General features: G+C 62.7%; 12 protein-coding genes and 1 pseudogene. 8 read left to right on the forward strand and 5 right to left on the reverse strand.

Annotation, left to right across the window (positions count from 1 at the left end):
• The first annotated feature begins 513 nt into the window (after positions 1-513).
• The 3 genes from PAN31108_RS18420 to PAN31108_RS18430 are packed head-to-tail and all read left to right on the forward strand — an operon-like array spanning position 514 to position 4,433.
• Complete coding sequence (locus PAN31108_RS18420; RefSeq protein WP_150670262.1) at positions 514-1,236, forward strand: gluconate 2-dehydrogenase subunit 3 family protein; 723 nt, start codon at positions 514-516, stop codon at positions 1,234-1,236.
• A 3-nt stretch (positions 1,237-1,239) separates the two neighbouring features.
• The gene (locus PAN31108_RS18425; protein ID WP_150670263.1) at positions 1,240-3,015 is read left to right on the forward strand and encodes a GMC family oxidoreductase; all 1,776 of its coding nucleotides are present in this window, start codon (positions 1,240-1,242) and stop codon (positions 3,013-3,015) included.
• A gap of 11 nt (positions 3,016-3,026) precedes the next feature.
• Positions 3,027-4,433, forward strand: a complete 1,407-nt coding sequence (locus PAN31108_RS18430; protein WP_370819687.1) for a cytochrome c — start codon at positions 3,027-3,029, stop codon at positions 4,431-4,433.
• A gap of 246 nt (positions 4,434-4,679) precedes the next feature.
• On the opposite strand, the gene PAN31108_RS18435 is transcribed toward PAN31108_RS18430, so the two are convergent.
• Positions 4,680-5,987 carry an MFS transporter gene (locus tag PAN31108_RS18435; protein WP_150670264.1) on the reverse strand — a complete coding sequence of 436 codons (1,308 nt, stop codon included), beginning with the start codon at positions 5,985-5,987 and terminating at the stop codon, positions 4,680-4,682.
• Between the two features lie 79 nt (positions 5,988-6,066).
• Positions 6,067-6,966, reverse strand: a complete 900-nt coding sequence (locus PAN31108_RS18440; RefSeq protein ID WP_150670265.1) for a LysR substrate-binding domain-containing protein — start codon at positions 6,964-6,966, stop codon at positions 6,067-6,069.
• Between the two features lie 359 nt (positions 6,967-7,325).
• On the opposite strand from PAN31108_RS18440, the gene PAN31108_RS18445 reads away from it, so the two are divergent.
• The gene (locus tag PAN31108_RS18445; protein ID WP_217426332.1) at positions 7,326-7,925 is read left to right on the forward strand and encodes a LysE family translocator; all 600 of its coding nucleotides are present in this window, start codon (positions 7,326-7,328) and stop codon (positions 7,923-7,925) included.
• 105 nt (positions 7,926-8,030) lie between these two features.
• Positions 8,031-9,122, forward strand: a complete 1,092-nt coding sequence (locus tag PAN31108_RS18450) for a linear amide C-N hydrolase (RefSeq protein ID WP_150670267.1) — start codon at positions 8,031-8,033, stop codon at positions 9,120-9,122.
• Between the two features lie 23 nt (positions 9,123-9,145).
• Here the strand turns inward: PAN31108_RS18450 and PAN31108_RS18455 are convergent, their stop codons facing one another.
• Genes PAN31108_RS18455 through PAN31108_RS18465 form a run of 3 tightly spaced genes read right to left on the reverse strand, consistent with a single transcriptional unit; the run spans position 9,146 to position 11,355 of the window.
• A complete protein-coding gene (locus PAN31108_RS18455; RefSeq protein WP_150670268.1) occupies positions 9,146-9,829 on the reverse strand; it encodes a Rossmann-fold NAD(P)-binding domain-containing protein in 684 nt (227 codons plus the stop codon).
• 60 nt (positions 9,830-9,889) lie between these two features.
• Positions 9,890-10,735 carry an SDR family NAD(P)-dependent oxidoreductase gene (locus tag PAN31108_RS18460; protein ID WP_150670269.1) on the reverse strand — a complete coding sequence of 282 codons (846 nt, stop codon included), beginning with the start codon at positions 10,733-10,735 and terminating at the stop codon, positions 9,890-9,892.
• 50 nt (positions 10,736-10,785) lie between these two features.
• Positions 10,786-11,355, reverse strand: coding sequence for a TetR/AcrR family transcriptional regulator (locus tag PAN31108_RS18465; RefSeq protein ID WP_150670270.1), 570 nt, complete (start codon positions 11,353-11,355; stop codon positions 10,786-10,788).
• A gap of 240 nt (positions 11,356-11,595) precedes the next feature.
• Between PAN31108_RS18465 and PAN31108_RS18470 the strand changes: the two are divergent.
• The 3 genes and pseudogenes from PAN31108_RS18470 to PAN31108_RS18480 form a co-directional block, all read left to right on the forward strand.
• Positions 11,596-11,961 (forward strand): annotated as a pseudogene (locus PAN31108_RS18470) (YkvA family protein); the annotation flags it as partial.
• 190 nt (positions 11,962-12,151) lie between these two features.
• Positions 12,152-12,601 carry a hypothetical protein gene (locus PAN31108_RS18475; protein ID WP_150670271.1) on the forward strand — a complete coding sequence of 150 codons (450 nt, stop codon included), beginning with the start codon at positions 12,152-12,154 and terminating at the stop codon, positions 12,599-12,601.
• 84 nt (positions 12,602-12,685) lie between these two features.
• Positions 12,686-12,858: transposase (locus PAN31108_RS18480; protein ID WP_150670272.1), on the forward strand; the 173-nt coding region annotated here is incomplete at its 3' end.

Genomic DNA, 12,858 nt, shown 5'->3' on the forward strand with positions numbered 1-12,858 from the left:
ATGCGATGGCGCTGCGAACGGGGGCCAGACCCAAGACGTATCGCCCCGTGGCGCCGCCTTCGGACACGCCGCCACCGCTGCCGCTGACGCCGCCACCTGACGAAACGTAAGTTGTCCTCTGCGTCGGACCCGTGCGGATCGTCGGACGCCCGGCCCGCCGACACAGGCCGCCTCGATCTCGTGGCGGCCTTTTTTCATGGTGCGTCACGGCGCGCATTCCGCGGATTTCGAGTGGTCTCGCCGCCCGCTCACGACGCCGCGTATTTTGTTGGGCAAAACCTTTCGCGCACGCGTAATAGTAAATATTTTAATTATCTGCAAGCCTTTTCAATCAATAAGTTGCGTGTTTAACGCAACAGACTCTTTCTTTGCTATGTAGGGAACTTGTCAGTAGAATGGCCGCGTCGTTAATTGCGCTACGCGAGGTGAATAGCCTGTCAGGTTTTCTTCACGCATGGCGAGCCACCGCTTGACTGTCATGCGTGATTCGTCCCCCACAAAACGGAGAACTCCATGTCACAGGACAAGGAACCGCGCCGGCGCTTTTTGCGTCAGGTGCTGGCGATCGTGCCTGCCACCACGCTCGCCACCGGTGCGACGCTTACGCAGTCCGCTTGCAGCAGCGAATCCGCTGCGCCCGCTGCCGCCGCGGGCAAATCCTACGAGCCCAAATACTTCACGGCCGACGAATGGCGTTTCGTGAACGCTGCCGTCGACCGACTGATTCCCGCCGACGACCTCGGTCCCGGCGCACTACAAGCCGATGTGCCTCAGTTCATCGATCGTCAGATGGAAACGCCGTTCGGTCACGGCAAGCTCTGGTACATGCAGGGGCCGTTTCACCCCGACCAGCCGCCCGAGATGGGCTACCAACTGAGTCTTGTGCCGCGCGACATCTATCGTCACGGCATTGCGGCTTGCGACGCCTACTGCAAGAAGCGCTACGACAAGGTGTTCGCCGATCTCGACCACGCCACGCAGGAAGCTGTGCTCGGCGATCTCGAACACGCGAAGATCGAGTTCGACAGCGTGCCTGCGCGCACCTTTTTCTCCTATCTGCTCGCCAATACCAAGGAAGGTTTCCTCTCGGATCCGATCCACGGCGGCAACAAGGACATGGTCGGCTGGAAACTCGTCGGCTTCCCCGGCGCGCGTGCCGACTTCATGGACTGGGCCGACCAGCCCAACGTCAAGTATCCGTACGGGCCCGTGTCGATCTCGGGAAAGCGGGGCTAATTCATGGCAATCAAAAAAGACAAGGTCGATGCCGTCATCGTGGGCTTCGGCTGGACCGGGGCCATTCTCGGTCAGGAACTCACGGACGCAGGCCTGAACGTGGTAGCGCTCGAACGTGGCGCGATGCGCGACACGCCAACCGATGCGCAGTACCCCAAAGTCATCGACGAACTCGAATACTCGGTGCGCGGCAAACTCTTCCAGGAACTGGCGCGCGAGACTGTCACGATTCGTCACACGCCGGACGATCTCGCGGTGCCCTATCGCCAGAATGGCTCATTCCTGCTGGGTAACGGTGTGGGCGGCGCCGGGTTTCACTGGAACGGCATGCACTACCGGATCCTGCCCGAAGAGCTCAAGCTGCGCAGTCATTACGAAGAACGCTACGGCAAGAAATTCATTCCCGAAGGCATGACGATTCAGGACTTCGGCGTGAGCTACGAAGAACTGGAGCCGCACTTCGACTTCGCGGAGAAGGTCTTTGGCACGTCGGGCAAAGCCGGCAATCTGAACGGCAAGATCGTGCCGGGCGGCAACCCGCGTGAAGGCGCGCGCTCCAGCGAGTTTCCGACGCCGCCGCTGCAAAACACCTATGGCGCGCAACTCTTCGAGAAGGCCGCCCGCGAGGTCGGCTTCAACCCGTATCCCGCGCCGGCGGCGAATACGTCACAGCCTTACACCAATCCGTACGGCGTGCGCCTCGGGCCGTGCAATTTCTGCGGCTTCTGTGAAAACTACGGTTGCTACATGTATTCGAAGGCATCGCCGCAGACCACCATTTTGCCGGTGTTGCTCAAGAAGCCGAATTTCGAATTGCGCACGCATTCGTACGTCGTCAAGGTCAATCTCGACAGTGACGGCAAAAAGGCGACCGGTGTGACGTACATCGACGCACAAGGCCGCGAGGTCGAACAACCCGCCGATCTCGTCATCATGGCCGCGTACCAGATGCACAACGTGCGTCTGCTGCTGCTCTCCGGGATCGGCAAGCCGTACGATCCGAAGACGGGCGAGGGCGTCGTCGGCAAGAACTACGCGTATCAGATGAACGGCGCCGTGAACGTGTTGCTGCCCAAGGGCACGCAACTCAACCCGTTCGTCGGCACGGGCGCGGGCGGCGTCTCGATGGACGACCTGAACGGCGACCAGTTCGACCACGGCCCGCTGGGCTTCGTTGGCGGGGCGAGCATCCGGCACATCCGCTACGGCGGCCGTCCGATCAAAATGACACCGACCGTGCCGGGCACGCCGGCCTGGGGCAGCAAGTGGAAGGCCGGGATCGCAGACGCGTATCAGCGTTACATGACCATCGGCATTTCCGGCTCCGTCATGTCGTATCGCGACGCCTATCTGGATCTCGACCCGACCTATAAGGACGCTTACGGCGTGCCGCTGCTGCGCATGACGTTCGACTGGCACGACAACGAGTACAACATGCTCGGCTATATGGGCGACCGGATGGAAGAGGTCGGCCGGGCGATGAATCCGGAAAAAGTGTTCCGTGCCATTCGCAAGAAAGGCACGCATTACGACACGCGGATCTATCAGAGCACGCACACGACGGGCGGCGCCATCATGGGCACGAATCCGTCGAACAGCGTGGTCAACAAGTATCTGCAAAGCTGGGACGTGTCGAACGTGTTCGTGATGGGCGCTTCGGCGTTTCCGCAGAACATGGGTTACAACCCCACGGGCGTGGTGGCGGCGCTGGCGTATTGGTCCGCGAAGGCGATTCGCGAGCAGTACCTCAAGCACGCCGGCCCGCTGGTGCAAGCCTGAGGAGCGCAACCATGATCCGCAAAACGATGATGACGCGCTCCGCCGGCATGCTCGCCGTGGGTGCTTTCGCGCTCGCGGCGGCCGCAGTATGGGCTCAGAACGCAACAGCGCCTTCGGGGGCGACCGTCTCGCCGGTGCCCACGCCCAGCGTGCCTGCCGTTACGATGGACGCCGGTGCGCCGCCTCAGACGCCCGCCGCCAACGATCCGCAGGCGCAACTCGTGCGTCAGGGCGAGTATCTGGCGCGCGCCGCCGATTGCGCGGCGTGTCATACGGCGCCGAAGGGCAAGCCCTTCGCGGGCGGCCTGCCGATCGCGTCGCCCATCGGCACGATCTACTCGACGAACATCACGCCGGACAAGGACACCGGTATCGGCAGCTACAGCCTCGAAGACTTCGACCGCGCGGTGCGGCACGGTATCGCGAAGAATGGCTCGACGTTGTATCCGGCCATGCCTTATACCTCGTACGCCAAGGTGCGTCCGGCCGATGTGAAGGCGCTTTACGCCTACTTCATGAACGGCGTGCAACCGGTGGCCCAGGCCAACAAGGCGACGGACATTCCGTGGCCGATGTCGATGCGCTGGCCGTTATCGATCTGGCGCAAGATGTTCGCGCCGGCGGTGGTCGCTGACACGGCATCGACCGATAACGATCCGATCTCGCGTGGCCGTTATCTCGTCGAAGGGCTCGGTCATTGCAGCGCATGCCACACGCCGCGCGGCGTCGCGTTGCAGGAGAAGGCGTTGACGGACGACAGCACGGCGTTCCTGTCGGGCGGCGTGGTCGACAACTTCCTCGCGAAGAACCTGCGTGGCGACGTTACCGACGGCCTGGGCAACTGGAGCGAAGGCGATATCACGGCGTTCCTCAAAGGCGGGCGCAACGACCACTCCGCGGCGTTCGGCGGCATGTCGGACGTGGTGCAGCACAGCACCCAGTACATGAGCGACGACGATCTGACGGCGATTGCGAAGTACCTGAAGACGCTGAAGGCGGTCGATCCGAACGCGAAGGCGCTCGCCTACGACGACACCGTCGCCAAGGCCTTGCGCGCGGGTTCCGACAAGAGCAACGGGGCGCTCACGTTCCTCGACAACTGTGCGGCGTGTCACCGCAGCACCGGCAAGGGGTACACGCAGACCTTCCCGACGCTGGCGCTCAGTTCGACGGTGAACTCGGCCGATCCGACCTCGCTCATCCATATCGTGCTGCGCGGCGCGGAAATGCCGTGGACGAAGTCGGCGCCGACGCATTACGCGATGCCGGGCTTCGACGACCGCCTGACCGATCAGGATGTGGCCGATGTGCTGACGTTCGTGCGGTCGAGCTGGGGTAACAAAGCGCCCGCCGTGACGGCGTCGCAAGTCGCCAAGGTTCGTAAGGACGTTGGCGCTGCACCGCAGCTGCAACGGTAATCGCGTGGCGGACGACGGTCGTTTCGACACAGGCGTCCGCGATATGCGGTGAGCGCTCGCAGGCGCGCGCCTTGCGCCCCATGCATCCTGCGCGCTTGCGATGACATGAAGCGCCGCTGGTCGTCTCGACCGGCGGCGCTTTTTTCGTTGGCGGGTGTCGGGGGAGGGAGGGGAGGGAGACCTACCCGGTGTGGTCGAATGTGGCGTCGTCCGTGACGTTGCTCGTGACGTCGTGCATCTCGACGATTACGCGTTCGCCGGGATGGGGCGACGTATCGGCGGCACGACGCTCTCGTCGTCGATGGGGAAGTGAAGGGCTGCCGCCACTGCCCCGAGGATTGCGGTCGCTGCCCAGATCAGGTTGTAGGAGCCGGTGACATCGAGCACGAACCCGCCGAGCCACGCGCCGAGGAACGAGCCGACCTGATGGCTCATGAAGCACACGCCGAACAGCGTGCCCAGATGCCGCGTGCCGAAGACTTTCGCGACCAGACCGCTGGTGAGCGGCACCGTCCCGAGCCAGGTCAGGCCCATCACCGCAGCGAAAACGACAACGCTCGTATCGGACTTCGGTAGCACGAAGAAAAGCGCGATGGCCGCACCGCGAATCAGATATAGCCAGCCGAGCACATGGTGCTGGCGATAACGTCCGCCGAGCCAGCCGCACGCCCAACTGCCGACCATGTTGAACAGTCCGATCAGCGCGAGTGCAGTGGCGCCCAGCCCGACAGGCATGTGGCACATCAGCAGGTAGCCGGGCAGGTGAGTCGCAATGAAGGCGAGCTGAAAGCCGCAGGTGAAGAAGCCCAGCGTCAGCAGTCGATAGCCGCGATGGGCGCGCGCCTGACGGAGTACGTCGCGAAGACGGACGTGTTCGCCGTCGTCGGGTGTTGCAGGCGTGGCCGGCGTGGACGGCGTGATCGGCATTGGGCCGGTTGCCGCGTTCGCCGCCTTGCTGCGGCGATGCATCGTCATGAACAGGCCAAGCGGTGCGGCGCAGCACAACACCAGAGCCAGCACGAAGAGCGACGTGGACACGCCATACGTCTGACGCAGTCCTTGAGCGACGGGCACCAGCGCGACCTGTCCGAGTGAGCCGCCTGCGCTCACGAGCCCCATTGCCATCGTGCGTTTGTCCGCCGTAACAGCACGGCTCACGGCAGGCAGGACGACACCGAAGGTCGTGCAACTGATACCGAGGCCCACGAGCACACCCAGGCCGATGACGAGCCAGACGCCCGACGGTGCGAGGGCGGCCATGCCCAGCCCGGCGGCAAAGGCGAGCGCACCGAATGCGACGACGGGCGCGGGGCCGTAACGGTCGGCCATCGCGCCGGCGAACGGCTGCGCGAACCCCCACACGAGGTTATGCAGCGCGATCGCGAAGGCGACGAGCGTGACGGGCACGCCACGATCGTATGAGAACGGATTGATGAACAGCCCGAACGTCTGACGGGTGCCCATCGCGGCGCTGAGCACCAGGGCGCCGGCGAGAATGATCAGGACGACGCGGCCCTGTAGCGACGGCGATGCGGAAAGCGGGTTTTGCGACATGATGATGAGTCCTCCTCACCGTAGTCTCGCAACGAAACCTATGTCTGGCAAAGGAGTTGTACGTTATCTCGGGTGAATTTTATTCACCTTGATGCATGCCGGCCTGATCGATGACCCAGTCGCGGAACGCCACGCACTCCGGGTGCGGTTCGATGTCCGGGGCGCTGATCAGCCAGTAAGCCCCTTGCGATTGGGTGGTGACGTCGTGTGCGGGCACCAGCACGCCGTTGGCTAAGTATTCGTCGACCAGTGGGCGGCGGCCGATCACGACACCAAGACCTGTCATTGCGGCGTCGAAGGCCATCTGGATGTTGTCGAAGCTCAGACCGCCACGGGTGTCGAAGTCGTCGATGCCCGCGCCTTCCACCCACATCTGCCAGTCTTCGCTGGCGCTGCTCACGTGAATGCGGGTCGCGGCGCGCAGGTCGATGTTGCCGTCTTCGTCGGCGTGCATCGCATGATACGCGCGGCTGCACACCGGCACGAACCGTTCCCCGAACAGCCGATGCCACGTGTCGCTCGCCACGGGGGCGCGCGAGAGCCGGATAGCGAAGTCGAAGCCGTCGGTCGGGAAGCCGACCTGACGGCGCGATGTATCGACGGTGATGTCGACGCCGGGCATGCGTCGCATGAACATGTCCAGACGCGGCAGCAGCCAGCGCGAGGCGAGCGTCGGGGCGCAGGTGATGGCGATGGCGCGCGAGGCATCCGGGGTGGGCAGGCGGCGGGTGCCGGTGAGCAGCAGCGAAAACGCCTCGGTGACATACGCGAGGTAGTCCACGCCTTCCGGCGTGAGCGTGAGCCCTTGCGGCGAGCGTGAGAAGAGCGCGACGCCCAGCGTCTGCTCCAGTCCGACGATGCCGTGGCTGACGGCGCTCGGGGTGAGATGCAGTTCGGCGGCGGCGCGTTTGAAGCTCTGGTGGCGTCCTGCGGCTTCGAACAGGCGCAGGGCGGAAAGCGGAGGCAGACGAGGCGGCATCGGGTGAGTATCGAGCGGTCGTTTAGCGCCTGTCGCGCGATGGGTGATGGGCGATGGGTGATCGGTGAGGCGTTCGCCATGCCCCATGCGGTCGGCACTTCGTTCGGATGGCGTCGATTTTCGCACGACCGTGGGGCGCGTGGGGGATGGCGAATCGGATCGACGTGCTCCACCGCCGGCGCGACAGGGCGCGGCACGTGTGAGCGCAACTGTCATGGTCGGCGACCGGTACAGGCCCGCACGGATTTGGCCAACTGTACCGGGCGTCGGGAGATACACATGCCTATGCTGTGGCTCCGCGTCTTTCCGGTGCGCTCGCAGGTCGCGGCGCAGCGCAGGCGTTTTTCAGACCGATGATCATGACGACCGAACAATTGCTGGCCTTTTGCGCCTTTGCTGTCATCACACTGGTGACGCCGGGGCCGAACAACATGATGATTCTTACCTCCGGGCTCAATTACGGCTTCGTCCGGACGCTGCCGCATCTGGCCGGGATTGCGTTCGGTTTCGCGCTGATGGTGTTTCTCACCGGCGCCGGGTTGCACACGGTCTTTGTCCGCTTTCCGGTGCTCCACACCGTACTGAAGTACGTCGGCGCGGCCTATTTGCTCTGGCTGGCGTGGCATCTGGCGCGCTCCGGTCCGATGGACGGCGAGCGCCGGGGGCGAGAGCGTCCGATGGGGTTCCTGGGAGCGGCCGCGTTCCAGTGGGTCAACCCGAAGGCGTGGGTGATGGCCGTGGGAGCGATCAGCACCTATCTGCCCAATGCGTCGCATTTGCCGGACGTCGCGCTGCTTGCCGTGGTGTACGGTATGCTCGGCGCGCCCTGCATCGGCCTGTGGGCGGGGTTCGGCGTCGCAATGCGGCGGGTGCTGACGGACGCCCGTTCGGTACGCGTCTTCAATGGCGTGGCGGCGGCGTTGCTCGTGGCATCGCTGTATCCGATACTGGTCGAGTGATACTGGTTGAGTGATGTGGGCGCGCGAGGGATGGCGGGGAATGCGATTTACATCGTTATACTGACGGTTATTGCGAATCCTTCCCCCCTAACGTGAGGTATCGCCATGCCTGTCACGCTTGCCAAGCCCGTTGGAACGTTCCCCCGCCTGATCGCCGCCTTTACGGCAGCCGCCCTCGTTTTGTCCCCGATATCGACACTCGCCTGCACCCGCGTCGTCTATCTGGGGGCGAACGACGACGTCATCACCGCGCGCTCGATGGACTGGAAACTCGATGTCGCGACCAATCTCTATGTGTTGCCGCGTGGCATCGCGCGTACCGGCGAGGCCGGCCCCAACTCCGTGCGTTGGACGGCCAAGTACGGCAGTGTCGTGGCCACCGGCTATGACGTCTCGACGACCGACGGGGTCAATGAAAAGGGGCTCTCCGCGCAGTTGCTGTGGCTCGTGGAGTCGCAGTATCCGAAGTTCGACAAGGACGCGAAGCCCGGTCTGACGATCGCCGCATGGGCGCAGTACGTGCTCGATAACTTTGCGACGGTGGCCGAGGCCGTGACGGCGCTGGAGAAGGAGCCGTTCACGATCGTCACGGATAACGTGCCTGGCGAGAATCGTCTCACGACGCTGCATCTGTCGATGTCGGACAAATCGGGCGACAGCGCGATCGTCGAATACATCAACGGCCGGCAGGTGATTCATCACGGCAAGCAGTATCAGGTGATGACGAATTCGCCGACGTTCGACGAGCAACTCGCGCTCAATGCGTATTGGAAGCAAATCGGCGGCACGACGTTCCTGCCGGGAACGAATCGCGCGTCCGACCGCTTCGCGCGCGCGTCGTTCTACATCAATGCGATTCCGAAGAGCGAGGATCCGGTGCAGGCGCTCGCGAGTGTGTTCAGTGTGATTCGTAATGCGTCGGTGCCATATGGGATCACCACACCGGATCAGCCGAACATTTCTTCGACGCGCTGGCGCACGGTGGTCGATCACAAGCGCATGCTCTATTTCTTCGAATCGGCGCTGACCCCCAATACGTTCTGGGTCGACCTCAAGAAAGTGGACTTCGCTGCGGGTGCTCCCGTGAAGCGGCTCGATCTCGGCAAGGATCAGCGCAATACGTTCAGTGGCGAGGTGTCTGCCGACTTCAAGGTCGCGCCGCCGTTCCCGTTCCTTGGCCTGAAGCGCGGGGCGTAAGCGGCCGGGGCGGATTGCGCGGCCTACGCCGTGTTGGCGTTGCCGAGTCGATGAATGTCGGCAGGCGTGAGAATGGCGTGCGGCACGCCGTGTCTCACGACGTTGAGCATGGCGTCGCCGATGATGCGGGTCGTCAGCACGCTCGTCGGCGACAGCCATCGCGCCAGCCGCAGTAGCGGCCCGAGCACGACATACAGACGGCGATACACCGCCGTGCGCGACTCGACGCCATCTTCCGTGAGGATCGCGCCCGGCCGGAAAATAGCGACGCGCCCGAACGGCAGACGCCGCAACGCGTTCTCCGTCTGCCCGCGCACGCGCGCCCACATGCTGCGGCCGTGCTCGGTGCTGTCCGCACCTGCGCCGGAGACGTACACCATCGCCATGCCAGGGCTCGCGTGAAGCAGGGTTTGTGCGACCGCGAGCGTGAGGTCGTATGTCACCGCACGATAGGCCGCTTCCGCCATGCCGAAGGACGACACGCCCGCACAGAAGAAGCAGGCGTCGACGTGACGGAATGCCGGGTCGTCCACTGTAAATGCGGCAAGATCCGGCACGGTCACGACCTTGAGTCGCGGGTCGTCGTAGCCCGCTGGCAGCGGACGTCGCCCGAGCACCAGAATTTCGGTGACATCGCTTGCAGCCAGACAGGCACGCAACACGCCTTGTCCGACCATTCCGGTCGCGCCGATCAGTACGATGCGCATGATTTCACTCCCTTCGTCATTTCAAAGTTCGCGGTGAAGGGCGACGTCGCGCCCTGGTGCTTACTGCTGATGGAAACCGACACGGCCTTCGATGGAGACCGAGGTGGCGAGGTTCTTTTGTGCTTTGAGCTCGGCAAGGCTGCGCGCATACGTGCTTTCCAGCACCTCGTAGGCATCGGCACCCAGCACCGTGCGCAGTGGCGGTTCGGCCATCTGGCTGACGGCGTAGATGGCGTCTGCCATTCTGGCGGGATCCCCCGAGGCGACTTCGTCTCCACGGGTTTTGACCAAATTGCGCAAATTGGCGACGGCGCCGGTTCGATAGTCGTCGATTTCCGTCGTCCATTGGATATTGGCCACGAAATTCGTGCGGATCGAGCCCGGTTCGATGAGGATCGTCTTGATGCCGAATTCGGCCGTTTCCTGACTGACCGCTTCGGCAAAGCCTTCGAGTCCGAATTTTGCAGCGTGGTAAAGCGCGCAGCAGGGGAAGGTGGCACGACCGCCCACACTCGTGATGTGGATGAAGGTGCCATGGCGCCGTGCACGCATCGTGCCCAGGAAGGCGCGCGTGACGTGGATGGGTGCCAGCAGATTGAGCGTAATTTGCTGCGCGATTTGCGCTTCCGTCATTTCCTCCATCGCGCCGATCACGGCGCCACCCGCGTTGTTCACCACGATGTCCACGCCCGGATATCGCGCCGCAACGTCGCGCACGCGATCCGGGTCGGTCACGTCCACCGATTCCACCTGAAGTTGATCGGGCCATGCCTGCTGGAGCGCCTGGAGGGATTCGACGCGTCGGACAGCCGCAATGACATGATGCCCTTCGGACAACACCTTTTCGGCGAGCGTCAAACCGAGACCGCCGGCGGCGCCGGTGATGAACCACGTTGGCTTCGTCATGATGCAATTCCTTAAATGAATGAGCACTCACGCAATTAATGCGCAAAAAATTACGACGTAATGGCGCGCCACGCCGCTGTGAAGCCGATCTGCCGGTAATCCGCAGCGTCGGCGGGTGACTTTTCGATGGATTCGATGGTGGTGTCTGCAATGCGCTCCATGATCGCGTAGAGGAAGGCGAGGGGAGCGTTCAGCAGGACACCGCTTCGTACGGCGTCTTCCATCATTTGCGCGATGTCCAGAAACCACGTGGCGCCTTGCGCGCGGGTTTCGTCCGTCAATCGGCCCGATGCCAGCAGACGTAAGACGGCGAGGCGCCCGGATGGGTTATCCAGACCCCAGCCGACGTAGTGTTGAAAAACGTGTTCGACGCGGGACCGGACATCGGCATGATGCGGATACGCGGGCATCATGGCATTGGCCATCGCTTGCTTGAGGTGCAGATATAGTTCCTGAAAGAGGACTTCCTTGCTCTCGAAGTAAGTGAACAAGGTACCCTCGGCAACGCCCGCCCGTTTGGCGATATTCGCCGTAGTGGCCAGCACGCCCAACTCGGCGACGGCCAGCATGGCGGCTTGCAGAAGCGCATCGCGTTTTTCCGGACTGAGGGGGCGGGCCATCGAAGCTTCTGGACGATAAATGAGTAATTGCTCAATTATAAGGGGGCGCCTCGTTCGGTGGCAAGTGAGGGCGTCCAAGGGCTCGTCGGCCGAGAAATTCGGGGCGGTATTCGGCGGGTAAGGAGGCAGAAATGCCGATGACATCGATGGAAACCGACGACACTGAGGACACCGACGACACTGAGGACACCGACGACACTGAGGACACCGATGGACAAACGTACGCTGATGGGAACGCTGAAGGCATGGGCACGCACGATCAAACGTGATGCTCACGTGTTGTATCTGGCGGCGCGGGATCCGCGCGTTCCCTGGTACGTGAAGGCGTTGGCGTTGTTCGTCGCCGGATATGCGCTTTCGCCCATCGACCTGATCCCGGATTTCATTCCCGCGATCGGGTTGCTGGACGATGCCGTTTTGGTGCCGGTGGGCATCCTGATCGTCATCAGGCTAATTCCGCCGCAAGTTGTGGCGGAGCATCGGGCTACGGCTGCCGCGGCTGCGCAGAGACCGGTGAGCCGACTCGCTGCGGTGGTCGTGGCGATCGTGTGGGGACTGGGGGTTGCCGCCTGCGCGTGGTTTGCCTACCGGCATGTCGCCGGGTGAGGGATCGTCGACGGTCAGAATAGTGGTGGAGCCGGCGCACTCACACGAGGCCAGCGCCTGTTCTTCAAACTCAATCACTGGTCAATGGGGGGACGGAGAAGATGCGCGCCGCCGCAGCGATGGGTATGTCGCATCACATGCACTTCAGACTGGTCATGCGTGGGAGGCGTTGAGCCCCGAGTATCGGCGTGTGCTTGGCCTCTACGATATCGACGAGCCGAAGTGGGATGTAATCCGGCAGTCCGCGCTTAAGCAGGTAGATGGACGCAGTTACATCGCGCCGGATACGATATCTCGTGTGAGCGATGACGCAGTGCGCGCGTACCTCGAAGGTGCCGGAAAACGCGCAGGACCAAAGGATTCTCAAGCTGCACGCACCGATCTTGCCGACAAAGTGCAGACCCATCTCAACGACCGCACATCGTTCTTTCAACTTGAGCCCAACGCGAAGACTCGTGCAATGCTGTTGCAGGGTACTCAGCCAGCAGCGTGGTCTGGCGAGTTTGCGCGCTTCCTCGTGCAATTCAAGTCGCTCACCGGTGCTGACATGCAGAAGATCATGGGGCGAGAACTCCACGGACGAGGCTTCGAAGGCACCAACCCATTTCAAGCGCTTGTTGCGGGAAATGGTGAGGCATGAGGTTGATCTGCATTGAGAAATCCGGACCACCTAGAGTGTTAGTTTTTCGGCAAACTTTACCCATGGAAAAAGGAGGGGTTTGCCATGAAACGCAAGCGCTTTTCAGTCGAACAGATTGTTGCAGTACTGAAGCAAGCGGAGTTGGGCATGCCGGTGGCCGATCTGATCCGGCATGTCGGTATTTCTGAACAGACGTTCTACCGATGGAAAAAGCAGTATGCCGGTATGCAGTCGGATCAGGTGCGCGAACTCAAGCA

It is taken from the genome of Pandoraea anhela (genome assembly GCF_902459655.1).
In the GTDB taxonomy this organism is placed as follows: Bacteria; Pseudomonadota; Gammaproteobacteria; order Burkholderiales; family Burkholderiaceae; genus Pandoraea; species Pandoraea anhela.